Raw genomic sequence first — 25,000 nt, forward strand, 5'->3', positions numbered from 1 at the left:
CGTTGGGATCAAAATGGCGGCTATTGTAGTCAGAACCGGCGCGGGGCGAAATCATTTTCCACACCGCGCGGAGAGGCATTTTCTGCATTCCGGCAAAGCATTGAAGAAATTGCTATTTCCGGGCGAAGCGGCAACGCATTACAGTGGCTGCGTATTCCGGATTTTTCCTCGTCGCGTTTATTCTTGTCGTAAGTCGTCGTGTTTGGCCGCAGCTCAGTCTGCGGCTTTTTCTTTCTTAGCGTGGGGATAATGAATGAGCGAATGGAACAGCACCGCCTGCGCCGTGCTGTTGCGATAGGCGTGCGGCCTGTCCCCCGCGAACTTCAGCCCTTCCCCTTCTTTCACCTGCTGCCACTGCCCGTCAATGCACATCTCGAGCGTGCCGTTGATGGCGACAACATGTTCGATCACCCCGTTTTCGTGCGGCGTGGATTCGCTTAACGCGCCCGGCGCGAGGGTTATCGCGAAGTGATCGTAGTGCAGAATCGGGTCCCACGGGAAAATTGGCGTCACCACCATCGCCTGCTGCTGCGGATCGTAAGCTTTATCTTCACTTTCCGGCGGGGTGATAAACAGCGAAAACGGGACGTTCAGCCCGGTGGCGATTTTCCATAGCGTCGCGATCGTCGGGCTGGACTCGTGGCGTTCAATCTGCCCGAGCATCGCTTTTGATACGCCCGTCTCTTCTGCAAGCTTCGACAGGCTCCATTCCCGCTGCTGACGCAGCGCTTTCAGGGTAGTGGCAAGGTGGTGTGCAATATTCATCACGGCTCCTTTGTTGAACGCAGTTTATCACTTGTGCGCTATAACGCCCAATGCTACATCCCATCGGACGTTATAACGCACAAGAGGACGCTATGCGCACATTTCCTTTCTCAACGCTGCTGGCAGGTTTTGTGGCAGTACTGGTTGGTTACGCCAGCTCCGCCGCCATCATTTGGCAGGCTGCCGCCACTGCTGGCGCCGATGCCCGAACCATCGCTGGCTGGATGACGGCGCTGGGTCTGGCAATGGGGGTGAGCACGCTGGTATTGACCCTGTGGCGCAAGATCCCTGTTCTGACTGCGTGGTCCACGCCGGGCGCGGCGCTGCTGGTGACGGGGTTGCAAGGGGTAACGCTGAATCAGGCGGTCGGTATTTTCGTCTTTGCCAATGTGCTGATTGTGCTGTGCGGCGTAACCGGCCTGTTTGCCCGGCTGATGAAAATCATCCCACACTCTCTTGCCGCCGCGATGCTCGCGGGGATCCTGCTGCGCTTTGGCTTACAGGCCTTCACCAGCCTGCAAAGTGATGGGCTGCTCTGCGGCAGCATGCTTGCTGCATGGCTGGTACTCAAGGCTTTCGCCCCGCGCTATGCGGTAGTGGCAGCGCTGGCTTTGGGCTGTCTGATCGCCATTTTTACCGATAATCTGCACCATAACGCACTGCACCTGGCATTCGTCATGCCACGTTACGTCGCTCCGGCGTTTGATTTTTCTCTGCTGCTAAGCGTCGGCGTGCCGTTTTTCCTGGTCACAATGGCCTCGCAAAATGCGCCTGGCGTCGCCACCATGAAAGCCTCTGGCTACTCTGCCCCCATATCGATGCTGATGGTCGTCACCGGCGGCATTGCGCTGGCGTTCTCACCGTTTGGGGTGTTCTCGATTTGCATCGCCGCTATTACCGCCGCGATTTGTCAGAGCCCTGAGGCGCATCCCGACCCGTCGCAGCGCTGGAAAGCCGCGGCAGCAGCGGGATTTTTTTATCTGCTGGCGGGCGTGTTTGGCGGCTCCATCACATCACTCATGGCGGCTTTGCCCGCGGCGGGAATTCAGATGCTGGCGGGGCTCGCCCTGCTCGGCACTATTGGCGGTAGCCTGGTGCAGGCGTTGGGCAAAGAGAATGAACGTGACGCGGCGATTGTCACCTTTCTGCTGACCGCCAGCGGCGTGACGCTGTTCGGGATTGGATCTGCTTTTTGGGGGCTGATTGCCGGAGGAATTTGCTTCAGCGTACTGTCACTGGCCCGCCGCACGTAGCTGTGACGGCGTCATACCCAGCGCGCTTTTAAAGCGGTTGCTGAAATGGCTCGCAGAGCTGAAACCGCAGGCCAGGGCAATGTCGGTCAGAGGTAACGAGGTGTGACGCACCAGCTCCTGCGCCCTCGCCATCCGCCGCTGCATCACGTACTGATGCGGCGCCATATTCATCGACAGGCTGAACATCCGCGCAAAATGGTATTCGCTTAACTTCGCTTCCTGCGCCAGATCGGCGAGCGTCAGCGGCTCGGCTAGCCTGGCCTCAATCAGCGCCAGCACGTTGCGTAACACAAAGGGCGCAAGGCCGCCGGTCACTTTTGGCAGCTGCCACTGAACGTTGGTGTAGTGCTGAATCAGATGCGTTAGCAGCAACGTGGTTGCCGAACTCAGCGCCAGGTGGTTCGCCTGCTGCTGCCAGTCGCAGTCGAGCAGAAAATGGCGATACAGCGCGGTAATTTTATCGTCCTGGGCGAAGGTTTTTTCGTCCAGCCGGAACGACGCCGGGCTCTTGTCCCAGATTTTCTCGCCGGTGGCGCGCAGATGCTCGTCGGTGCAGTAGAGGTGCACAAACGAAAGATCGTCGCGAATATCCCAACTCGATTCACTCTCTTTTGGCATCAGGCAGAATCTGTCCGGCCCGCCGCCGTTTTTCCAGCCGTGCGGCGTTTTGTGGTAGCTCTCATAGCCATCCGCCACGTACAGGCTCAGCGTATGGTGGTCACTTTGTACCGTCACGGTATCGCTTTGATTAAACCAGGCCGCCAGCTGAATGCCGGAGTTCAGCGCCACCGTGTCCCGCAGGACGGCGTTTTGTTGGCGCAGGGTTTTAAACGTAGCGTACTGTTCAGGCATCGTGTTCGCTGTAGCCGGGAGTCAGAGCGATAGTCTATGAATTGTCGCCTCCGCATGCCAGCCTTCTGCGTGCCGGATCGCAAAAAAATGCGCAAGAATATGCAACTCTCCGGCAACTTTCTACAAGCCCCGCCCTTTCACCTCTGCCAGACTTTGCCCATTGAAGACTGAAGTGAGAAAACAACGATGAACGTATTGCTCTATTTTCTGGTGGTGGTGATTTGGGGAACCACCTGGATTGCCATTTTCCTGCAACAGGGCCCGGTTCCCGCACCGGTATCCATTTTCTGGCGCTTTGCGGTGGCGAGTATCACCCTGATGGTGGTGCTCAAACTGATGGGCCGCCTGCGTAAATTACAGATGCGCGATCATCTGTTCTGCATCATTCAGGGCTGCTGCGTGTTCTGCTTCAACTTCTGGTGCTTCTACAGCGCGGCAAAGTGGATCAACACCGGCCTGGAATCGGTCATTTTCTCCATGGCCGTGCTGTTTAACGCCATCAACAGCTTCCTGTTTTATCGTCAGCAGCCGCCGGGCCGCTTTTACCTCGCCGCCCTGCTCGGTCTGACCGGCATCGTGACGCTGTTCTGGGATGATTTACAGGCGAGCGGCCTGAGCACCGAACTGCTGATGGGCATTGGCCTGAGCGCACTCGGTACTTACGGCTTCTCGCTGGGCAATATGCTGAGCATCCGCCACCAGCGCCGTGGCCTGGAAACGCTGACCACGAACAGCTGGGCAATGCTTTACGGCACGCTGGTGATGGGCGCGATTGCCCTGATTCGCGGCGATAACTTTATGCCTGAGTTCACCGTCAGCTATATGGGTGCGCTGCTCTATCTGGCGCTGTTTGGATCGGTGATTGCCTTCGGCGCGTACTTCACGCTGGTCGGGCGGATCGGGCCTGCGAATGCCGCTTACAGTACCCTGCTGTTCCCGCTTGTGGCGCTGACTATTTCAACGTTCTATGAAGGCTACGTGTGGCACGCCAACGCGGTATTTGGACTGGCGCTGATTCTGACAGGGAATTTAGTGATGTTTGCGAAGCCTGAAACCTGGTTCAAACGCAGAGCGTTACGCAAAAGCGCGGCGTAAGCCTGGTCATCAGCGGAATAGTTGCCCGGTGGCGCTGCGCTTACCGGGCCTGCATAACCTTCCTTAAGCCCACGCAAATAAAGTGCCGCCGGGCAATTTTTTTACTTCTGGCTTGGGTCGAACTTCACGGCGTCAATCGCCATTTCGTCAATCACCGCTTTCAGCGCATCCGCCGTTAACGGTGTGTTTTCATTCGAGAGTGATTTCCCCTCTCCTTTACGCACAATTTTGATAACCGGTTTATTGGTTTTCGCGTCGATGAGCTCACCTTCGAAATAAAGGCTGGTGTTCATCGTGCGATGGCCGGTTGCCATCTGCGTTCCCGCCACAATCATTGCCACTGGCACCACTTCATAGAACTGCAACCCTTCCTTGCTGGAGTCCACGCCGGTAATCGCCCCGCGGAAAATCAGGCTACGCGGCCCGACGGTAGTCGCCAGCGGTTTCTTCTCGGAAATCGCCTTTTTCAACTGAACGTTGGTGTAGTTGCGGATCTGATCCAGCGCATTCTGCCCAACCTGCGTTGTCGGTTTTGGCACCGGATAATAGACAATGGGGTTGAACACCACGTTATCGTAATTCGCCGGATTATAGTTTGGATCGATCCAGCGCAGCTCTGGCTTGCCGGAGGCGGAGGTGGTTTCTTTCAGGTTGGAATAATCCTTCAGGAAACCGGAAAACTGATTGGGCTGAGCGATTTTGGAAGCGCACCCTGTCAACGCTAACATGGCCGCAACGGTGGCCACTTTACATAAAGTTTTGCTACGCATAAAAGAATCCTGTCAGTGCAAAAATGCTCTTAACTTATAGCAAAACGGCAGCGGAAAAGTTGTAGGAAAAAAAGCGATAGCGAAAATATCAGGAAAATAACTATCACCTGCCGTTACGACAGGTGATAGCGCGTTTTACTTCAGGTCGACCTGCCAGAAAAGATGCTTGCCGAACGGATCGATTTCATAGCCGGTCACCTCTTTACGCACCGGTTCAAAAATCGTGGAGTGGGCAATCATCACCGCAGGCATCTGATCGTGCATCATCTGCTGCGCCTGCTTATAAAGCTCGGTGCGTTTCTGCTGATCGGTTATCGATTTCGCTTCAGCAATCAGCTTATCAAATGGCGCATAACACCACTTCGCCGAGTTTGAACCGCCGTCTGCCGACTGGCAGGTAAACAGCGGGCCGAAGAAGTTATCCGGATCGCCGGTGGCGGTGGTCCAGCCCATCAGCGCCGCCTGATGCTCACCGTCTTTTACGCGCTTCAGGTATTCGCCCCATTCATAGGTGGTAATGGTGGTTTTCACACCGATTTTCGCCCAGTCGGCCTGAATCATCTCTGCCATACGCTTGGCGTTCGGGTTATAAGGACGCTGGACCGGCATCGCCCACAGATCGACGGTCAGACCGTCAGTAAAACCCGCCTCTTTCAGCAAGGCTTTGGCTTTTTCCGGGTCGAAATCGTAATCCTTCAGTTCGCTGTCGGCGCTCCACACGCCCGGCGGCAGGATGTTCTTCGCCGCGGTACCTGTCCCCTGGAAGACCGCGTCAATGATGGCCGGTTTGTTGATCGCCATCGCCAGCGCCTGACGAACCTTCACATTATCAAACGGCGGCTTTTGCGTATTAAATGCCAGAAAGCCGGTATTCAGCCCCGCTTTACTCATCAGGTTGATGTCTTTGTTCGCCTTCATGCGCGGCAGATCCGCCGGGTTCGGGAATGGCATCACCTGACATTCATTTTTCTCGAGCTTGGCGTAACGGACGGAAGCATCCGGCGTAATGCTGAATACCAGCCGGTCGATTGTTGATTTGCCCTGCCAGTAGTCAGAGTTTGCGGTAAACAAAATGCGCGAATCTTTTTGGTACTGCGCGAGCTTAAACGGCCCGGTGCCAATCGGATCCATATCGACGCGCTCCGGCGTGCCCGCTTTCAGCATCGCATCGGCGTATTCGGCGGAAAGGATTGAGGCAAAATACCAGGCCAGATCGGCCACAAACGGTGCCTCAGGATGCGCCAGCGTAAAGCGCACGGTGTGCTCATCCACTTTGTCGATGGATTCAATCAGCTTGCCAAACTCCAGGCTTTCAAAATTGGAATAGCTGCCGCCGGAGACCTTGTGATACGGGTTGTTCTCGTCCTTCTGGCGCATGAACGAGAAAATCACGTCGTCGGCGTTAAAATCACGGGTGGGTTTGAAGTTTTTGTTGCTCTGAAACTTCACGCCGGGCCTGAGATGGAAGGTATAAACCTTGCCGTCTTCACTCACGTCCCAGCTTTCCGCCAGGCTCGGTACCAGCTCCGTGGTGCCCGGTTTGAAATCCACCAGGCGGTTATAAACCGGTACGGCGCTGGCATCCACGCTAGTGCCAGAGGTGTATAACTGCGGGTTGAAGTTCTCCGGCGATCCTTCCGAACAGTACACCAGCGTTTTGGCCGCCACGGTGGAACTTACCGTCAGGGCCAGCGTCGCAAGCGTTAGCGTTGTCAGTTTGCAATTCATGTCCTTTTCCTGTTCTTATTGGTTTAGCCTTCCATTGATAACATCAAATACAAACTGCAAACACCTGATAACATGAATAAAGAAGGAATCACTATGCCATCGCCGCTCGCCAGTCAATTAACCCAGCGCTTCTTCCGCTATCTGTCTATCACCAGCCAGAGCGACGCCAGCGCAACCACCTTACCCACCACCGCAGGACAGCACGAGATGGCGCAAGTCCTGGCAAAAGAGCTGGAACAGCTGGGCCTGGACAATATTGAAATTGATGAGCATGCCACCGTTACCGCGGTGAAAAAAGGCAATATTCCCGGTGCGCCGCGCGTTGGTTTCATCACTCATATCGATACCGTGGACGTCGGGCTGTCGCCGGATATTCATCCGCAAATCCTGCGTTTTACTGGTGAAGATCTCTGCCTGAATACGCAAAAAGACGTCTGGCTGCGGGTAAAAGAGCATCCTGAAATTCTGGCCTACCCTGGTGAAGACATTATCTTCAGCGACGGCACCAGCGTGCTCGGTGCCGACAACAAAGCCGCAGTTACCGTGGTGATGACGCTGCTGGAAAACCTGAAGGCCGAACAGCGCCATGGCGATATCCTGGTAGCCTTCGTGCCCGATGAAGAAGTCGGCCTGCGCGGCGCGAAGGCGCTGGATATCGAACGTCGCTTCAACGCTGATTTCGCCTGGACCATCGACTGCTGTGAACTCGGTGAGATCGTTTATGAAAACTTCAACGCCGCTGCGGCAGAAATCCGCTTTACCGGCCTCACCGCTCACCCGATGTCCGCCAAAGGCGTGCTGGTCAACCCGTTGCTGATGGCGACGGACTATATGAGCCACTTCGATCGTCTGGAAACCCCGGAGCACACCGAAGGCCGTGAAGGCTATGTCTGGTTTAATGGCATGGAAGCCGTGCAGAGCAATGCGGTGCTGCACGCCAGCATTCGTGATTTTGACAAAGCGAGCTTCGAGCGCCGTAAACAGCAGATTGCCGAAGTCGCCGGGAAGATTGCCGCGCTCTACCCAACGGCAAAAGTGGACTATCGGATAAGCGATACCTACAGCAACATCAGCAATGCCATCGGTGAAGATCGTCGTGCGGTTGATTTGATGTTTGAGGCCATGGAGAGCCTCGGTATTACGCCAAAACCGACGCCGATGCGCGGCGGCACCGACGGCGCGGCGCTCTCAGCCAAAGGGCTGCTGACCCCGAACTTCTTCACCGGCGCGCACAACTTCCACTCGAAGTTTGAATTTTTGCCGCTGAAATCGTTCGAGGCCTCTTACAACGTCGCCCTGCAGCTCTGCCTGCTGGCCGCGCGTTAAGCAGGTTTGCGGGCGAGCATGGTGGCAAAGCGCAATTTGATGCGGTTACCGTTGGCGTCGGTGCGATGGAGTTCGCCGACCTCTTCGTTATAGCGGTCGAACTGCCAGCCTTCGTAGTAATTCTTCAGCTCGCCCGCCTTAAAGGCAAACGGGAAGCCGACGGTACACGGATAATCGTCCGTGTCCATCGCCGCCACGATCAGGTTCCAGCCGCCCGGCTTCGTGCAGCGCTGCATGTTAGCAATCAGCCCCGGAATGGTTTTCGCTTCCAGGAACATCATCACCACGGTGGAGAGAATAAAGTCGTAGTCGCCGTCGAACGTCAGCGCATTCAGATCCACTTCCTTCGATCGCAGGTTTTCCAGCCCTTCCGCCTGGCGAATGGTCTCCAGGTTATTGATGCTCATTGCGTTTTTATCCCACGCGGTAACATCAAAGCCGTTCGCTGCGAGGAAAAGGCTGTTACGCCCGTTGCCACATCCCAGATCGAGCGTTTTTCCGGGCTGAATTTTCGTCGCCGCGTGCAGCACTTCTGAATGGGTGCGAGTCAGGCCGTATTTGTCAGTGAAGTAGTTTTCGTCACGAAGAGTCATTGGGGATCCTTGTTGGGTAAAAGAGTGTCACGATCGACGCGGGTCAGCAGCTTGCCGCAGACCAGCAAATTCAGGGTCCACAGCATCAGCAAAGCGATAATCGCGTTAGTGAAGATAAACAGCGGCAGCGCCAGGTAATGGAAAAAACCGTCAGGCGCGGCGTGCCCCAGATGCAGCCCGGTGGTCGCCAGCGCTGAAATGCCGAACGAGAAGCTCCAGAATGAGGCGTTAAACGGCTGAGCCAGGAACCAGGGGATCAGACGCAGCATAAACAGCAGCTGCAGCAGGCCGTAACCGAACAGCATTTTTGCCAGCACATCCGCGTGACCACCATTTACGGCAAACCAGGCGCTACAGGCCACCAGCGCGGGGGCAAGCTGAATACCAAGCGAGGTGCGCAGCGGTGCGGGCAGCTCTCCGGCGCTGCGTAAACGTTGTAAAATAACAGGCTCCAGGCTCAGCCAGGAGAAAATGCCGGCGCCCAGGAAAACCAGCCCGACGTCGGTATAACCCAGCGCACCGCACGCCATTGCGCTGATAAAGTTATTTGCCACCGTCGGCAGATACAGGCCTGGCGTTGTGGCCTCATTTGGGTGCTTTCCGCGCCACAGTCCGGCGCTTTGCCACGCGGCGTAACACAGCTGCGCCGCGACGCCGAAGCCAAACAGCCCTTCTGCCAGCTCCCGCCACCACGGCATTACGCCAATAGAAACCAGCATTGTCGTCGCCGGAAACAGGCTGACAAAGCTGCTGGCAAACGGGTGGCGCATCTCAGCGAGCACGCTGTGCGGGAAACGCGTCAGCCGCAGTAAAAACGCCAGCGTCAGCAGCGCCCAGATAACGATCGCCAGTACCACCAGCGCGTCGCCAATCAGCCGCGGTACAGGCCAGATTGTGCTGGCATAGCGCCAGGCAAACCCCATGCCGATGATACCGAGCACCATGCCGAAATAACCGGCTGGCAGATGCAGAACGGGACGTTTACTGGAGGGATTGTTCATTTATGTTAAGCATTCAAAAAAATTTGAAGATGCATTTTAAAGGAACCTTCTGCGCCGCGTCACGCAGATTCTTTGCTACGTTTATCTTAGCCCCTCATAAAGAGAATTCTGATGAACAAATTCCGCCTGAGCGATTCCGCACGTAGCCACAGCTATCAGGAAGATGGTGAGAAAAAGTGCGTCTCACTGCGGCAAATCATTGCCCTGCGAGATTTCGCCGACGTGAAAGCCGGCACGCCGGGCGGCTGGGTGGATGATGAATCAGCGCTAAGCCAGGCAGGCAACTGCTGGATTTATGATGAGAACAGCGTGGTTTTTGCCGCTGCCCGCGTAACGGGCGATGCGCGAGTGACGCAGCCCTGCACGCTTTCTTACGGCGTGCTGGTGGAAGGTAATGCCTGGATAGACAACGCCATCCTTAGCCATCAGGCGAGAGTAAGTGACAACGTCACCGTTCAGTCATCCCGCGTGCGCGGCGAGTGTCATCTTTTCGGCGATGCACGCATTCTCAACGAATGCGATATTATCGCCGCCATCGGCTTAACCCGTGACAGCTTGCAGCATCTGCAAATCTACGATCGCGCCACCGTCAGTCGCTCACGCATTGTTCACCAGGCACAAATTTACGGCGATGCCATCGTCGATCAGGCGTTTATTGAGCACCGCGCCGAAGTGTTCGATGCCGCACTTCTCCAGGGTAATGATGTAAACAACGTCTGGGTCTGCGACTGCGCGAAAGTCTATGGTAACGCCCGCGTGGTGGCCGGGAGCGGCGAGGACGCGATTCCCACCCTGCGCTACAGTTCACAGGTGGCGGAAAACGCCGTGGTGGAAGGCAACTGCGTGCTGAAACATCACGTGCTGGTTGGCGGTCACGCCTGGCTGCGCGGCGGCCCTATCCTGCTGGATGATAAAATCCTGGTTGAAGGCCACGCGCGCATCAGCGGAGATGTGGTGATTGAACATCGGGTTGAAATCACCGGTAACGCAGTGATCGAAGCTTATGACGGTGACACTATTCACCTGCGCGGGCGCAAGGTGATCAACGGCGACGAGCGGATCACACGCACGCCGCTGCTCGGGTCACTTTAAGCCATCTTCAATAATGCGGGCGTAGATATTCTGGTCCTGGTAGCGGCCGTTGAGATACTCCGCCTGTCGCAGGCACCCTTCCAGCACGAAACCGTTGCGCAGCGCCACCCGGTTGCTGCGCTCATTTTCAACACGACATTTGATCACAAACCGGCGGATTTCCCCCTGTTGCGCGTAGTACTGCATAAACGCTTCAAGACAGGCGGACAGGATCCCTTGCCCCTGATGGTCTTCATCCAGCCAGTAACCGATATAACCGGCCTTATTGAGCGGCTCAATGGCGTTAAACGACAGCACGCCCACGACATCACCGCTGTATACAATCAGGAACATTTTGGCGTATCCGCGCTGGTGCAGTAACCGGTTGCTCAGCATATTTTGCCGGGTGTCCTCTTCACTACCGACAAACTGCGGCCAGTTCAGGGAGTGCTGCAGCCACTGGCGATTTTTAAGCACCAGCTGGTGCAGCGCGGGAACAAAACGCTCATTGGCGGCTTCCAGCGCTAACTCAGCGGAAACCTGAATCAATGCATCCTGTAGCGGGTTTTCAGGTGTCATCATGGATCCTTGTGATTAGCATACGTTTTCGTTCCACTGGTCCTCAAACCCTAAACAGGCTTGCCGGGTGGCACTGCGCTAACCCGGCCTACGGTATTTTGTAGGCCAGGCAAACGCAGTGCCGCCGGGCGCTTACTTCATCACGCGGTCATCAACGTAATTACGCTTGTCCGGCGCGGGCGGGAAGTACTGATACAGCCAGGTTTCGCTGATCGCATCGCCCTGGCAGCGCAGGAACATGCGCATATCTACCGGGTCTGTGGAGTCGTTGGTCGGATACCAGTCGAAGAGAATGCGGTAGCCGTCGAACGGTTCGACGTAGAGAATTTCAATCTGCTTCGCTTCGCCGTTGGAGAGCGTGATCACCGGCTCGATACCTTTCGGTGCGGCGGCTTTCAGGTCCCCGCCCACGAAGTCAATGGCAAAGCGACGTGCCCATTTCTCCGGATAGTGTTCACCCGGTGCCCAGCCTTCCGGGAAGCCGCCCATGCCGGTGCGGGTTGCCATCACTCGGGCCATTGGAGAGCGTACCGGCGGCTGCGCGGCCCAGTAGAGGCGATACTTGAAGTCCAGTTCGTCGCCCGCCTTCACCGTTTTTTTCGGTTGCCAGAAGCAGACGATGTTATCCAGCGTTTCACCGGTGGTCGGGATCTCCATCAATGAAACGGCCCCTTCGCCCCACTGGCTGCGCGGTTCGACCCACAGGCTCGGGCGCTTGTTGTACCAGCCCATCACGTCCTGATAGTGCGAGAAATCGCGGTCAAGCTGCAGCAGACCAAAGCCGCGCGGATTTTTGTCCTGGTAGGCGTTGAACTGTAGCTTCTGCGGGTTGTTCAGCGGACGGCAGATCCACTCGCCGTTACCGCGCCACATCGCCAGACGATCGGAGTCGTGGATTTGCGGGTGGATGGTATCGCACGTGCGGCGCTCGTTGTTGCCGCAGCTGAACATGCTGGTCATCGGCGAGATGCCGAGCTGTTTGATGTCCTTGCGGGCGAAGATGTGGTTTTCCACATCCATGATCACCTGCGTTTCCTGACAGTTTACGGTGAACTTGTATGCACCGGATACGCTTGGGCTGTCCAGCAATGCGTAAACGGTAAAGACCGTGGCGCCCGGCTTAACGGTTTCAAACCAGAAAGAGGTGAAATCCGGGAACTCTTCGAGACCGTCGGTGTAGGTATCCACCGCCAGGCCGCGTGCAGACAGGCCGTACTGATAAGTGCTGTCAACCGCGCGGAAGTAGCTTGCACCAAGGAACGACACGATATCGCGGCGTGCCAGTTCCGGCGCCTTAAAGGTGCGGAAACCGGCGAAGCCGAGGTCGGTCTGCCCTTCCAGCTGCTTAGTGTCGACGCCCGCATCGTTGTATTTGAACAGCTCCGGGCGGAAGTGGATTTCACGCGCCTGCTGTGTCGCAGAATCCAGTGAGAACATGCGCACGCGGCGGCGGAAGCCCATCCCGACGTGGAAGAACTGAATATCGAGCTGACGATCGGGAATGTTGTTCCACAGCGACTGGTTTGCATCGTACTGAATCGCGTTGTAAGCCTGCGGCGTCAGCTCTGCGAGAGTTTTCGGCAAATCTTTTGGTTTGCCACCCCATGGCTGGCTGGCAATGTCGCGGGCCATCGACTGCAATACGGAGAAATCAAAACGACGCGTTTGCCCGTCGGCAATGGACGAATCATCAGCAAGCGCGGCTTTGGAAAACAGGGAGGCAATGCCGGTTGTCGCGCTCACCGCGGCGACAGCCATCGAGGATTTAATAAAGTGTCTGCGGTTCATGCCTGAGTCAGCGTCCTTATAAATGTCGACTTCGCGAAGATGCGCCCCACTCTAGACAAAAAACGCTGATAATCCAATTGTTGCCCGCGCAAAATCCGCGCAAACCGGGAAATAAATTATTGCGATCGGAAGTGACTGATTCCGGTTGTAAATGTCTGTATAAAAAAGGCTCATCGCTGATTTGCGTGAACGCTTGCGCGAAGGGCTTTTATGCCGGGTGGCGGCTTCGCCTTACCCAGGCCTACGATGCCCCATACGCCGTTCGAAAAAAAAACCGGCGAGCGACATCACTCCCGGGGCCAAAATACACTCTCGTTATTATTTCACGCTGACGTCAATACCCGGAAAGTATTTCGCCGCAAGCGTGGTGATGGTGCCATCGGCACGCACTTTGTCGATAGCGGCGTCGAGCTGCTTTTTCTGCGCCTCGTCGCCTTTACGCAGACCAAAGCCAATCCCGCTGCCGAGGATCGTGTCATCCGCCACCGGTTTGCCGATAAAGCCGAAGCCTTTACCCTGCGGCTTACTGAGGAACCCGGCCTGGCCCGCGGCGGACATCACTAAGCTTGCGTCAATACGCCCGTTCAGCAGATCCGCCCACGCCATATTCTGATCTTTATAAGACACTACGGTGACACCGTGCTTTTCCCAGTGCTCCTTGGCGTAGGTTTCCTGAATGGAACCCTGCAACACACCAATGGTTTTACCCTGCAATCCTTCCGGCGTGGCCTGCATGCCGCTGCCCTCTTTTCCGACCAGCTGAGACGGAATGCGGTAAATCGGCTGAGTGAAATCAATGCTTTTACGCCGCTGTTCGGTGATGTTCATCGCCGAGTTTATCGCGTCAAACTTTTTCGCAACGAGCCCCGGGATCAGTGAATCAAACGAGCTTTCCACCCAGCTGCATTTCAGCTGTGCCGCTTTACAGATGGCGTTGCCCAAATCGATATCAAACCCCTGTAGTTCGCCCGCTGAGTTACGACTTTCAAACGGCGGGTACTCCGCCTCCACGCCAAAGCGCAGCTCGTCTGCCGCAAAAGAGGAAACCGAGCAAATCAGGCCGAAGCCCAGGATCAGTGCTTTTACTTTCATCGCCAACGCCCCTTAACGTGGTTTAACCTGACACAGGGCCGCAGCGCCTGCCCGTAATGTCGCCTCATCTTTGGCAAAAGAGAGACGAATCAGTTTGTTATCGGTGCCGTCGGTGTAAAACGCCGACAGCGGGATCGTCGCCACGCCGTGGTCAACAATCAGCCTTTTAACCATTTCGCTGTCGCGCTCGTCACTGAACGCGCTGTAGTCCGCCAGCAGGAAGAACGAGCCCTGACCCGGCAGCAGCTTAAATGGCGATTCTGCCAGCAGCGATTGCAGCAGATCGCGCTTACGCTGATAAAACCCCGCCAGCGACAGCCAGGTTTGCGGGTCCATCATATGTTCAGCAAACGCGTACTGCATCGGAGTATCGGCAGAAAACATCAAAAATTGATGCACTTTGCAGATCTCATCCATCAGTTCGGCTGGCGCCACACAATACCCCACCCGCCAGCCGGTGACGTGATAGGTTTTTCCAAAGGATGAAACAATCACGCTGCGCTCGGCGAGCTGCGGATGCGTTGCCATGCCGTGATGCGGCTGGCCGTCAAACACGACGTGTTCGTAGACTTCGTCAGACAAAATCACAATATCGGTGTTTCGGGTCAGCGCCGCCAGCTGCTGCAGATCGTTAGCATCGAAGACTTTGCCGCTCGGGTTATGCGGCGTGTTGACGATAATCATGCGAGTGCGCGGCGTGATGGCGGCACGCACCTCATCCCAGTTAACGGTAAAATCCGGCACCGTCAGCTTAATGGCGACCGGCGTTGCGCCCTGCAAACGCACAATCGGCGCATAGCTGTCGAACGAGGGTTCAAAATAGATCACTTCATCGCCGGGATGCACCAGCCCGCTGATGGCGGAATAGAGCCCTTCGCTGGCGCTGGCCGTGATCAGCACTTCGCTGTCAACGTCGTAGCGAGTGCCATAGAGATCGGCAATTTTCTCCGCGATGCGGATTTTCAGCGCATGCAGGCCGGTCATCGATGCGTACTGGTTATGCCCCGCTTCCATCGCACGGGTTACGCCCTGTACTAATCGTGGATCGCAGGCAAAGTTCGGCGCGCCCTGGGAAAGGTTAATGGCGTTATGCTGTGCGGAAAGCTGGCCAATCACGGTAAAGATGGTGGTGCCCACATCGGGCAACTTTGTACGGGTTTTCACCGGAGAACGCAGAGTCATCGCCAATCCTTTCTCAGTAAATATGCATAACTATTCAAGCGAAAGCCCTCTGCGGCGACAATCGAATTGTTGTCATGCTAGCCATGAGGAAATTGCATAGCTGACATCGACGACTACACTTGATGCAGGTAACTCAGGTGAACCGCCATGAAAAAAATCGCCATTATCGGCACCGGCCCGACCGGGATATACACTTTCTTTTCGCTCTATAAGCACAACACACCCGTCGCCATCTCGCTGTATGAGCGCGCGGAGGAAGCCGGCGTCGGCATGCCGTATGCCGACGAGGACAATTCACGCCTGATGCTGGCGAACATTGCCAGCATTGAAATTCCACCGCTCTTTATGACCTACCTGGAGTGGTTAAAAACGCTGCCTCAGGAACGCCTGGCACATTTTGGCGTTGAGGCGTCCACGCTGCACGATCGCCAGTTCCTGCCGCGCATTCTGCTGGGCGACTACTTTCGCGCGCAGTTCCTCATCCTGGTGGAAAAAGCGAGACAGCGTGGTTACCAGGTTGAGGTCCATGAATCCTGCGAAGTGAGCGATCTGCACGCAACGGAGCAAGGCGTCCGGTTATGGATAAATAACGTTGCTGAACCTGACGTGTTCGACCTTGCCGTCATCGCCACCGGGCACGTCTGGCCGGATGACGAAGAGGCGACCCGTTCATTTTTCCCGAGTCCGTGGTCGGGGCTGCTGGAGGCGCGTATTCCTGCGGGTTGCGTCGGCATTATGGGGCTTTCGCTGAGCGCCATTGATGCTGCTATGGCCGTCGTGGCACAGCACGGTGCATTCGATGAAACGGATGAGCACGCTGTCACTTTTAACCTCAACAGAAACAGTACTGCACTGAACCTGACGCTGATGTCGCGATCCGGTATTTTGCCTGAGGCAGATTTTTACTGCCCTCTCCCTTACGAACCGCTGAAAGTGGTAACGGAACAGGCCGTAGCACGGGAAATTGCCGCCGGAAGTCAGGGTTTGCTGGACCGTATTTTTGCGCTGATGGCAAAAGAGATTACGCTTGCCGACCCGCAGTGGAGCGACCACATCACGTTACCTGAACTGAACGCCGACACCTTTGCCAGCGCCTGGTTTGCCGACAGGCAGCAGCACAACCCTTTTGACTGGGCGGAGGAGAACCTGCGGGAAGTCGAGCGTAACAAGCAAGAGCGGCATACGGTGCCGTGGCGTTATGCCATCCTTCGCCTGCATGAAGCGGTTGAAGATGCCGTGGCGCATTTTGATGAGCGCGACCGACAGCGCTTCAACGCAGGCCTGGCGCGGGTGTTCATCGACAACTATACCGCAATCCCTTCAGAATCCATCCGCCGCCTTCTTGCGCTGCGGGAAGCAGGGATCCTGACGATTCAGACGCTTGGGGAAAACTATTCGCTGGAGAAAAGGGAAGACAGGACGCGCATTCGCGGACAGAACGGCGAACTGATGTTCGACACCTTCATTGACGCTCGTGGACAGAAACCACTGAAAATAAAAGATTTACCCTTCCCTCATCTTCGCGAACAGCTGGCCGCCACCGGAGATGATTTTCCGAACGTGGCGGAGGATTACACCCTGCCGGAGCCCGAAGCGCTGCGCGGGCGGATCGCGTTTGGCGCACTGCCTTATCTCATGCACGATAAACCCTTCATTCAGGGCATTGTCGTTTGCGCGGAGATAGGCGAACGTATTGCTGAAACGGTGACGCAACCGACGAGCCGTCTGCGCCGACGTCTGCCGTTTATTGAGCGCTGACCCTGTGTCATACTCGTCATGACCAAATTGCATAGCTGGAGCCCGCATGTCCCGTAGCCAGTTGCCGCTAAACGCTATCGAAACTTTTCTGGTGACCGCCCGGCACCTGAACCTGACGCACGCGGCGAAAGAGCTGTGCCTGACCCAGGGCGCGGTGAGCCGCAAGATTGCCACGCTGGAAGCCTGGTTCGGGTTTCCGCTGTTTGAGCGTCTGGCACGCGGCCTGCGCCTGTCGCCTCAGGGCAGCGCGCTCTATCCGGAGCTGATGACGTCGTTTAACCAGATGGTGCTGGTCGCCGAACAGGCGCGCCAGCAGCAGAGCGTGGTCAGGCTTAAAGCCCCAACCTGCGCAATGCGCTGGCTTGTGCCGCGGCTGGTTGAGATTGAACAGCGCTTTCCGGAGATGCAGATTGCGCTGACCACCACCACCGAGCATTCGGTCAACTTCAGGACCGAGCCGTTCGATGCCGCCATTGTCTTTGGCACGCATATGAACGCGGGCGATCTGCTGTTTGAGGAGTCGCTGACGCCGGTCGTCAGCCACCGCCTGGCGGAAAACAGTCAGTTTTCAGGTATGACGTTTTTACACCCCACGCGCGATAAAACCGACTGGTCGCTGTGGCTGGCAAAATTGCCTGAACCGCTGCCTTCTGCCATGCAAAAGAATCAACACTTCGACACTATGGATTTGGCTATCACCGCCGCCGTGCAGGGCTTTGGCGTAGCGATTGCTGACGAAACGCTCGTCCAGGAAGATTTACTCAGTGGCAGGCTGGTGCGCCCCTACGCGATGAGTGTGAAAACCGGGGCCAGCTATCGCCTGGTGCTGCGCGAAAGTTCTGCGAAAGCCAGCGGGCTGACGCAGTTTCGCGACGGCCTGCTCAATCCAGCGTCACGTGATGACGCATCACTCGCCGAAACAGCACCATCCGCGCGCGCATAAAGCGGTTTTCCATTTTGAAACCGGCATATTTATTCAGTCCAATGCGTAACAGCCTGTCGCGGCCTTTGACCGACGCAGGCCAGCGAACCGGGCCGGGCAGCGTGTCGTTTGCTGTGCTCGCATCACGGGCGAAACTCACCCAGTAATCCGCCACCCGCTTCGCAAACGCAAGGTCGTGTTCGTTTACGTACTGCCGGGCAGGCTCGGCGAGCGTCAGCGTATCAAACACATAAGGCACTTCGTTACCGTGCCAGGCGCCGTTTTTGTAGGTGTCATGCTCAGCCTGCGCCACATAGTCAAACCAATAGCGCCAGCACGGCTGGCCGATGCGCTGCTGCGCCTGCATCACCACAAATCCCAGCGTGGTGAAAGCCATATCCCGGCATACCTGGCGACCCAGCTCCTCGTCTCCTTTTACGCCGGGATAAAGCAGCTTAATCAGGCCCAGCCCCAGCCGACGCTCGCGGCGAAGCTGCTGAATTTGCTCCGCCAGATCGACGCCAAACACCGCCATCACGCTCGCTTCATCGCTATTAGAACCAATTACCACTGGCATGGGATGCTGGCGTGCGGTAAAGAAGGTTTCCAGCATCGGCTCAGGTAAAACGGCATCGCCGCAGACGGGTACCGGGCCGGGCTTCAGCGCGCCTTCCAGCGGCCAGAGGGCTTCGGCAGGAATCTCACGCAGCTGTTCAGCCGTCGCGTTTTGCAGACCGAAATGGGCGGCAACGGCTTCGCCCTGCGCCAGCGCTTTGTCGACCGGCGTATCGGGCAACGTATAACCGCTTTGGACTATAGTCTTGTGAAACAAATGCTTAGATTTTGGTGATGCCAGTAAGGAGAGCACGCTGCGCGCACCGGCAGACTCGCCAAACAGCGTGACGTTGTCACGATCGCCACCAAACGCTTCAATGTTTTCCTGCACCCATTTCAGCGCGGCAATCTGATCGAGCAGCGAGAAGTTACAGATGCGTTCGCCCTCTTCACCGTCCAGCGCCGGGTGCGCAAAGCAGCCGAGATGCCCAAGACGATAGTTAACCGTCACCAGCACTACGCCGCGCTGCGCCAGCCGTTTTCCATCATAGGGCGGCAGACTGCCTGCTCCAATCGTAAAACCCCCACCGTGCAGCCAGACCATCACCGGTAAGGGAGTGGTGCGTTCGGCAGGCGTCCAGACGTTGAGATAGAGACAATCTTCGGAGAACCGCCCCGGATCGCCGCCGCCGAGTTCGCGGCAGTAGTCGATATTTTGCCAGCTGGCCGGAGAGAAGGTTTGTGCATCACGCACGCCTTCCCATGGCGTAACGGGCTGCGGCGAACGCCAGCGCAAAGCGCCGACTGGCGGGGCCGCGAACGGAATGCCGCGATAGCAATGGGTGTTATCTTCGGTAAAACCCAGCAGAGACCCCTGCCGGGTATGAGCCAGCGGTGTAGCAGGATGATGCATTGTTTTCTTCCTTTTACGCGCATTCATCCCAGTTTATGCGGGTTAGCGCCCCGTTAGCAACGCCGCCAAAGGCTGATTTACAGCAACCCGCAGCGGCGTTTACTGCGGTCTTCAGCTTCCTGGTACAGCTCAAACTCGTCCAGCACCGGGCAGCCTAGCGCTTCTTCGAAGGCTGCCTGGCTGGCGTTGCCGCGGCTGCGGGCCTGAGTTTCATTGCCGAGGTTTGACTGGAAGATCCCCGCTGCGCTCACCGGCAAAAAGTCTTCATAGGTGATGGGCTGCGCCACCAGCCAGCCTCGCTCGATAAGCGGCTGCGGGTCATCACCCGGACGGAATGCCTGGCGATGCGCTTCACCCGCAGGCGTCAGGCGATAGCGGAAGTACGCCAGCGCCTGACGTCTGAGGAACATTTCACTGTCGGGGAAGGATTTGAACATCTCCGAAAGATGCTGCTGATGGCTGAGGTTGTCTTTTCCGGTGCCCGCTTCCGCCAGCAACGCGTCATACAGCGCCCGTCCTTTCGGGGTTAACGCTACGCCGCGCTGTTCGATTTCGCCGAAACGCGCGGTGTGCGTTCCGCGATGCTCCCCGGCAAACAGAACGGGTTCCTCAAGGGCTTTGAAGCTGGTCTGACGCAACAGAATCGGCACTTCCCGGCGCGGAGGACCTTCAATCAGAATCTTCGGTTCGATGCCATACTCCGGCATCAGCTGCTGAACGCGATCGATGTCCAGCGTGCGCGGCGTCAGATGGTTGATGTGGCAGCCGGGGAAGCATACAACGTCGGCAATCAGCCTGTGTTCGTTGTGCAGCGCCAGATAAGTTTCCTGATCCACCGTGGCATGACTGTGCCAGCGGAAGGTTTCCAGCGCTTCCTTCACAAACTCTTTAGCTTCCGCTTCGGTCAGATCGCCCTGCACTTCATGCTGCGCGATCAAATCCAGGCAGCGCGAAGTGAAAATCTGTCGTTTCGCCAGAATCTCAGCGGCCTTGTTGCGCAGCTCAACGTTTTCGATCAGCTCCAGACGAAGCAATGAGGTAAAGACGCGGAACGGATTGCGGGCAAGCGCAGCATCCTCCACCGGACGAAACGCGGTGGAATGCACCGGCACGCCCGCCTGCGAGAGATCGTAATAGCTGACGGGATACATTCCCATCACGGCAAACATGCGGCGCAGTGTTGCCAGTTCCTCGGCTGACCCTACTCGGATCGCGCCGTGGCGCTCAACGTTCAGACGCGCCAGTTCATCGGCGTTCGCCAGTTGTTCATGTAGCTGAGGATGGTTCTCAAGCACTGCCAGGTTCACATCCGCCACCAGTTCCAGCAGCGTGCCGTACTGTGGAACTTCCTGCTGGTACATCGCTGACATAGCCTGCGAAAAGTTTTCCCGAATCTCATCAGCCGTGATGGTGTTCGCCATGATGTCATGTCTCCAGTGAATATTACCTGGAGTGTACATAAGCCTTTTCCGCCCGGTAGGAAGAATTTCTGAATTGTGATCGCGGATAACCTCTGTCGGCCAGTGCGAACCGCGTGGCAATGAAGTCGTCTGTCGCTTTACCATCCACCTTCAGGGCGAAGCGAAAACGGTATTCTCCGATCTCTGATGCGCTTTTAGTCCGATGCCCTTATGCCGTGGGTCGTCTTTTCTGCTGTTTCCATAACTCACCGTCACCCTGCCCGGACAAATGTTAATGATATTTTGCTAGCAAGTTATCAAATTTAAACAAGTTGTCTTGATTGCGATCTCTGACTCTCTTTAACATCCGGTTATGGAAAAAAACGGTCTCTTCAGTCAGCGCATTCGCTTGCGCCATTTGCATACCTTCGTCGCCGTCGCTCAACAGGGAACGCTGGGGCGCGCGGCAGAAACCCTCAACCTTAGCCAGCCTGCGCTCTCTAAAACTCTCAACGAGCTGGAGCAGCTGACCGGCACGCGCCTGTTCGATCGCGGGCGTTTAGGCGCGCAGCTCACGCTGGTCGGCGAACAGTTTCTGACCCACGCGGTAAAAGTGCTCGATGCGTTGAACACCGCCGGGCAGGCCTTAAGCCGCAAAGAAGGCCTCAGCGGTGACGTAGTGCGGGTCGGTGCGTTGCCAACCGCCGCGCTCGGCATTCTTCCCGCAGTGATAGGCCCGTTCCATCAGCAGCAAAAAGACATCACGCTCCAGGTTGCCACCATGAATAACACCATGCTGCTGGCGGGGCTGAAATCAGGTGAGATTGATCTGGGGATTGGGCGCATGTCCGACCCGGAGCTGATGAGCGGCCTCAACTACGAACTGCTGTTCCTCGAGTCGCTCAAGCTGGTTGTCCGTCCGAACCACCCTCTTTTGCAGGAAACCGTCACGCTCAGCAAAGTGATGGAGTGGCCGGTGGTGGTATCGCCGAAAGGCACCGTTCCACGACAGAACGCCGAAGCTTTGGTGCTGAGCCAGGGCTGTAAAATTCCTTCAGGCTGTATTGAAACGCTGTCGGCTTCGCTGTCGCGCCAGCTGACGGTGGATTTTGACTACGTGTGGTTTGTGCCATCGGGCGCGGTGAAAGATGATTTACGCCGCGGCACGCTGGCGGCGCTGCCGGTGCCGAATCAGGGTGCGGGCGAACCTATCGGGATTTTAACCCGGGTGGATTCACCGCTGTCGAGCGGTGCCCAGACGCTGCTAAGCGCGATTCGTAAGTCGATGCCGGGGAGCTAATCCCGTTTGCCGGGCGGCGGCTTGCGCCTGACCCGGCCTACAAATGCATGTTGAGGTCGTAGGTCGGGTAAGCGCAGCGCCACCCGACATTTCTGTTACTTCTTACGCGGCATCATGCGCAGCAACGTATTGTCCTTCCAGAAATAGTGATGCATCAATGATGCCAGCGCGTGCAGACCAATCACGTAATAGCCAAAATTCGCCAGCCACACGTGGTATTCCTTGAGATTATCCGCCAGATCAAAATTGGCCTCCGCTGCGTGCGGCATGGTGATGCCAAACGCAATCCATGGGTTGCCTCGGTTGTACATCATCACCAGACCGATAATCGGCAAAATAATGAACAGCAGATAAATCACCAGATGCCCCAGATGCGCCATTCCGGTCATCCACGGTTTTGGCTTAGGCACAATCGGTGGCGATTTGTGCTTCAGCCGCACCAGCAGGCGCGCCACCATCAGCACCAGAATCGAGATGCCGCAGGAGACGTGCACCATATTAAAGTACGGACGGTAAGTCCGTGGAAAGAAGCCCCTCAGCTCCATGGCGCAATACGCGCCGATGACCAGCAAAAAAACCAGCCAGTGAATGCCTATTTGCAGACCAGAATATTTATCCCGCATCGTTATTGATTTCCGGAAAGAAGATGAAAGCGCTACCATAGCGGCCTTGCCTGAAAAATTCATTAACTTTTCTGTATCTATTTTCATACTGTTAACGCCCATTTGCGGTTGTTCAGTTGCCCTGGCAGAGCAACTGGTCTAAGCCTGGAGGAGTTTATTGACGATTAAGACAACCCCGACAGGAGAAGATGAATGAGTAAGATTGGCATTAACGGTTTTGGACGTATCGGACGCCTGGTACTTCGCCGCCTGCTGGAAGTCAAAAGTACGCAGGAAGTGGTGGCGATTAACGATTTAACGTCGCCCAGGGTGCTGGCGTACCTGCTGAAGCATGACTCCAACTACGGCCCTTTTCCGTGGAGCGTGGACCATACGGAGGATGCGCTAATCGTCGACGGCAAAAAAATCGCAGTTTATGCGCAGAAGGATGCCAGCCAGATCCCGTGGAAAACGGCAGGCGTGGAGTACGTGATTGAATGCACCGGGTTCTACACCGCCACGGACAAAGCCAAAGCGCATCTCGATGCAGGTGCCAAAAAAGTGCTGATTTCCGCCCCCGCAGGCGACATGAAAACCATCGTTTTTAACGTCAACGACGATACCCTCGATGCAAACGACACCATAATTTCGGTGGCATCCTGCACCACCAACTGCCTCGCCCCAATGGCAAAAGCGCTGCACGACGCGTTTGAAATCAAAGTCGGCACCATGACCACCATTCATGCGTATACCGGCACCCAGGCGCTGGTGGACGGGCCAAGAGGAAAAGATTTACGCGCCTCCCGCGCGGCGGCTGAAAACATTATTCCGCACACCACCGGCGCGGCGAAGGCGATTGGTCTGGTGATCCCGGCGCTGAGCGGCAAGCTGAAAGGCCATGCGCAGCGCGTGCCGGTGAAAACAGGATCGGTAACGGAGCTGGTCTCCATTCTGGGTAAAAAAGTCACGGCGGATGAGGTCAACGCGGCCCTGAAAAAAGCCGCCGATGGCAATGAATCATTCGGTTATACCGAAGAGGAAATTGTCTCAGGCGACGTGATCGGCAGTCATTTTGGCTCAGTGTACGATGCCACTCAGACTGAAATCACCGAAGTCGGCGATTTGCAACTGGTGAAAACCGTATCGTGGTATGACAACGAATACGGTTTTGTGACTCAGCTGATTCGCGTGCTGGAAAAATTCGTCAAGCTGTAAGCAGGCAGGAATAAAGCGAAAAGGCATAAGGCTGTCCTTATGCCTTTCTTATTTCAGGGCAGGTTAAGCGCTTTTTCCGCTTTATTTCCGTTCTGGATCACCCTTTTCCCGAACGCGATACCGCGCATTTCAATAACCCGATGTAATACGGTGGCTAAGAGATACACGACCGGGAAACATAATCCGATGGTAATCAGATAGCGCACCCCGCTGCCGTGCGTTGCCAGGTGTGCATATTTGAGCAGCAGGCCAATCACTGGCATCACCACCAGCAGGTGCAGCAGATAAACCGAATATGAGACGTCGCCAAGCCAGGTGAAAAATCGATGGCACAGCACGGCGCGTAACAAGCTGAACAGGCGCTGCATCAGATTTTGCTGCTGCCACGGCCACAACACGCCCGTCATGCCCAGAATCATCAGCGCCTCAATAAAGACCTGCATGCTGTCCATACGGATATTCATCATGGCGCTGACCACCGGAGCCAGCAGTGCAAGCGCAATAAACAGAAGGCGGCGCTGCCTGACCGCCTCTGCCATCAGCATGCCCGCAATGAAAATATGCAGCTTAATCAGGATCATCGACGGCATCGGGAACGCGGTATACAGATCGGGCAACAGATAACGCCCGGCAAGCACAAAAATCATCAGGGTGACCATCGCCAGGGCAAAGCCCAAACGGAGCGTCAACAGCATGATGAACGGGAACAGGACGTAATACTGCATCTCAAGCCCGATGCTCCAGTCCGGCAGCGCGGTGTTGTAGGCATATTGCGGCAGATCGCCAAACGTAAAGGTCAGGTGCGCCAGCACGTTGAAGAAGGAGATGTCGCTGTAGCGCGACGTTTCGGTGGCCGTCGAGGGAAAGGCGCCCGCAATAATTTCACGCATATCGCCAAGATAATGCCCGGCCAGCAGCGCAACAAACAGCAGCACATAATAGAGCGGCGCAATACGGAAATAGCGCCGCAGCCAGAAGGTTTTGATGGTCTGCCATTGCCCCCACGGTTCTTTCGTCTGACGCTCAATATAATTTTTGGTCATCAGATAGCCGGACAGCAAAATAAACAGATCGACGCCCAGCTTGGGCACCGCAATAATCGGTATCTTGCAGTTCACCAGTAGCGCAATATGCCCGAGAAATACCCACAGCGACGCCGCGCCGCGCAGACCTTCAAGCTCCGGGGACCAGTTTTTAGTCGTTGCCATAATCACCTCGTTAAAAAAGCATCATAGCAACA

Annotated in this window: 22 protein-coding genes; 8 read left to right on the forward strand and 14 right to left on the reverse strand. The window is 56.3% G+C overall.

Going from position 1 to position 25,000, the window contains the following annotated elements; all coding sequences use genetic code 11:
• Window positions 1-213 precede the first annotated feature (213 nt).
• Window positions 214-765: a helix-turn-helix domain-containing protein gene (locus AB1287_RS13050; protein WP_312628082.1), complete on the reverse strand. Its 552-nt coding sequence runs from the start codon at window positions 763-765 to the stop codon at window positions 214-216.
• A gap of 92 nt (window positions 766-857) precedes the next feature.
• On the opposite strand from AB1287_RS13050, the gene AB1287_RS13055 reads away from it, so the two are divergent.
• A complete protein-coding gene (locus AB1287_RS13055; RefSeq protein ID WP_435618035.1) occupies window positions 858-2,018 on the forward strand; it encodes a benzoate/H(+) symporter BenE family transporter in 1,161 nt (386 codons plus the stop codon).
• Here AB1287_RS13055 and AB1287_RS13060 read toward each other — a convergent pair.
• Window positions 1,998-2,870, reverse strand: coding sequence for an AraC family transcriptional regulator (locus tag AB1287_RS13060; RefSeq protein ID WP_312628080.1), 873 nt, complete (start codon window positions 2,868-2,870; stop codon window positions 1,998-2,000). The two genes, AB1287_RS13055 and AB1287_RS13060, sit on opposite strands and share 21 nt — an antisense overlap.
• Window positions 2,871-3,056: 186 nt before the next feature.
• Between AB1287_RS13060 and AB1287_RS13065 the strand changes: the two genes are divergently transcribed.
• Window positions 3,057-3,965 carry a DMT family transporter gene (locus tag AB1287_RS13065; protein ID WP_435618036.1) on the forward strand — a complete coding sequence of 303 codons (909 nt, stop codon included), beginning with the start codon at window positions 3,057-3,059 and terminating at the stop codon, window positions 3,963-3,965.
• Window positions 3,966-4,066: 101 nt separating this feature from the next.
• On the opposite strand, the gene AB1287_RS13070 is transcribed toward AB1287_RS13065, so the two are convergent.
• Complete coding sequence (locus AB1287_RS13070) at window positions 4,067-4,735, reverse strand: DUF3313 domain-containing protein (RefSeq protein WP_435618037.1); 669 nt, start codon at window positions 4,733-4,735, stop codon at window positions 4,067-4,069.
• Between the two features lie 135 nt (window positions 4,736-4,870).
• Entirely contained in the window at window positions 4,871-6,463 is a 1,593-nt protein-coding gene (locus AB1287_RS13075; RefSeq protein WP_435618038.1) for an ABC transporter substrate-binding protein, read from the reverse strand.
• Window positions 6,464-6,556: 93 nt separating this feature from the next.
• Between AB1287_RS13075 and pepT the strand changes: the two genes are divergently transcribed.
• Complete coding sequence (gene pepT, locus AB1287_RS13080) at window positions 6,557-7,789, forward strand: peptidase T (protein WP_435618039.1); 1,233 nt, start codon at window positions 6,557-6,559, stop codon at window positions 7,787-7,789.
• Here pepT and tehB read toward each other — a convergent pair.
• A complete protein-coding gene (tehB, locus tag AB1287_RS13085; protein ID WP_435618040.1) occupies window positions 7,786-8,382 on the reverse strand; it encodes a tellurite resistance methyltransferase TehB in 597 nt (198 codons plus the stop codon). The genes pepT and tehB overlap by 4 nt on opposite strands.
• Window positions 8,379-9,383: a dicarboxylate transporter/tellurite-resistance protein TehA gene (gene tehA / locus AB1287_RS13090; protein ID WP_435618041.1), complete on the reverse strand. Its 1,005-nt coding sequence runs from the start codon at window positions 9,381-9,383 to the stop codon at window positions 8,379-8,381. Before tehA ends, tehB begins: the two co-directional genes overlap by 4 nt.
• Before the next feature lie 111 nt (window positions 9,384-9,494).
• On the opposite strand from tehA, the gene ydcK reads away from it, so the two are divergent.
• Window positions 9,495-10,475 carry a YdcK family protein gene (gene ydcK, locus AB1287_RS13095; RefSeq protein ID WP_312628073.1) on the forward strand — a complete coding sequence of 327 codons (981 nt, stop codon included), beginning with the start codon at window positions 9,495-9,497 and terminating at the stop codon, window positions 10,473-10,475.
• Here ydcK and rimL read toward each other — a convergent pair.
• The 4 genes from rimL to AB1287_RS13115 all read right to left on the reverse strand — a co-directional run bounded on the left by rimL (window position 10,467) and on the right by AB1287_RS13115 (window position 15,095).
• Window positions 10,467-11,033 (reverse strand): 50S ribosomal protein L7/L12-serine acetyltransferase, encoded by a 567-nt coding sequence (gene rimL / locus AB1287_RS13100; protein ID WP_312628143.1) that lies wholly within the window; start codon window positions 11,031-11,033, stop codon window positions 10,467-10,469. The genes ydcK and rimL overlap by 9 nt on opposite strands.
• Window positions 11,034-11,165: 132 nt before the next feature.
• Entirely contained in the window at window positions 11,166-12,821 is a 1,656-nt protein-coding gene (locus AB1287_RS13105; RefSeq protein ID WP_435618042.1) for a glucan biosynthesis protein D, read from the reverse strand.
• 318 nt (window positions 12,822-13,139) lie between these two features.
• The gene (locus tag AB1287_RS13110; RefSeq protein WP_312628070.1) at window positions 13,140-13,913 is read right to left on the reverse strand and encodes an ABC transporter substrate-binding protein; all 774 of its coding nucleotides are present in this window, start codon (window positions 13,911-13,913) and stop codon (window positions 13,140-13,142) included.
• Between the two features lie 12 nt (window positions 13,914-13,925).
• Window positions 13,926-15,095, reverse strand: coding sequence for a pyridoxal phosphate-dependent aminotransferase (locus AB1287_RS13115; RefSeq protein WP_435618043.1), 1,170 nt, complete (start codon window positions 15,093-15,095; stop codon window positions 13,926-13,928).
• Between the two features lie 147 nt (window positions 15,096-15,242).
• Here AB1287_RS13115 and AB1287_RS13120 point away from each other — a divergent pair, with 147 nt between their 5' ends.
• The gene (locus AB1287_RS13120) at window positions 15,243-16,853 is read left to right on the forward strand and encodes an FAD-NAD(P)-binding protein (protein ID WP_435618044.1); all 1,611 of its coding nucleotides are present in this window, start codon (window positions 15,243-15,245) and stop codon (window positions 16,851-16,853) included.
• Window positions 16,854-16,899: 46 nt separating this feature from the next.
• Window positions 16,900-17,796, forward strand: coding sequence for a LysR family transcriptional regulator (locus AB1287_RS13125; RefSeq protein ID WP_312628065.1), 897 nt, complete (start codon window positions 16,900-16,902; stop codon window positions 17,794-17,796).
• Here AB1287_RS13125 and AB1287_RS13130 read toward each other — a convergent pair.
• Both AB1287_RS13130 and hglS read right to left on the reverse strand, forming a co-directional pair.
• The gene (locus AB1287_RS13130) at window positions 17,735-19,243 is read right to left on the reverse strand and encodes a carboxylesterase/lipase family protein (protein WP_435618045.1); all 1,509 of its coding nucleotides are present in this window, start codon (window positions 19,241-19,243) and stop codon (window positions 17,735-17,737) included. The two genes, AB1287_RS13125 and AB1287_RS13130, sit on opposite strands and share 62 nt — an antisense overlap.
• A 77-nt stretch (window positions 19,244-19,320) precedes the next feature.
• The gene (gene hglS, locus AB1287_RS13135; protein ID WP_312628062.1) at window positions 19,321-20,664 is read right to left on the reverse strand and encodes a 2-oxoadipate dioxygenase/decarboxylase HglS; all 1,344 of its coding nucleotides are present in this window, start codon (window positions 20,662-20,664) and stop codon (window positions 19,321-19,323) included.
• 352 nt (window positions 20,665-21,016) lie between these two features.
• On the opposite strand from hglS, the gene AB1287_RS13140 reads away from it, so the two are divergent.
• Window positions 21,017-21,943: a LysR substrate-binding domain-containing protein gene (locus AB1287_RS13140; protein WP_435618046.1), complete on the forward strand. Its 927-nt coding sequence runs from the start codon at window positions 21,017-21,019 to the stop codon at window positions 21,941-21,943.
• Between the two features lie 95 nt (window positions 21,944-22,038).
• On the opposite strand, the gene cybB is transcribed toward AB1287_RS13140, so the two are convergent.
• Complete coding sequence (gene cybB, locus AB1287_RS13145) at window positions 22,039-22,566, reverse strand: cytochrome b561 (RefSeq protein ID WP_312628060.1); 528 nt, start codon at window positions 22,564-22,566, stop codon at window positions 22,039-22,041.
• 192 nt (window positions 22,567-22,758) lie between these two features.
• Here cybB and gap point away from each other — a divergent pair, with 192 nt between their 5' ends.
• Window positions 22,759-23,760 (forward strand): type I glyceraldehyde-3-phosphate dehydrogenase, encoded by a 1,002-nt coding sequence (gene gap / locus AB1287_RS13150; RefSeq protein ID WP_435618047.1) that lies wholly within the window; start codon window positions 22,759-22,761, stop codon window positions 23,758-23,760.
• Between the two features lie 53 nt (window positions 23,761-23,813).
• Here the strand turns inward: gap and AB1287_RS13155 are convergent, their stop codons facing one another.
• On the reverse strand, window positions 23,814-24,968 hold the full coding sequence (locus AB1287_RS13155; protein ID WP_435618048.1) for an acyltransferase family protein: 1,155 nt from the start codon (window positions 24,966-24,968) through the stop codon (window positions 23,814-23,816).
• Window positions 24,969-25,000: the final 32 nt, after the last annotated feature.

The sequence above is a fragment of the Scandinavium sp. UTDF21-P1B genome (genome assembly GCF_040750395.1).
In the GTDB taxonomy this organism is placed as follows: Bacteria; Pseudomonadota; Gammaproteobacteria; order Enterobacterales; family Enterobacteriaceae; genus Scandinavium.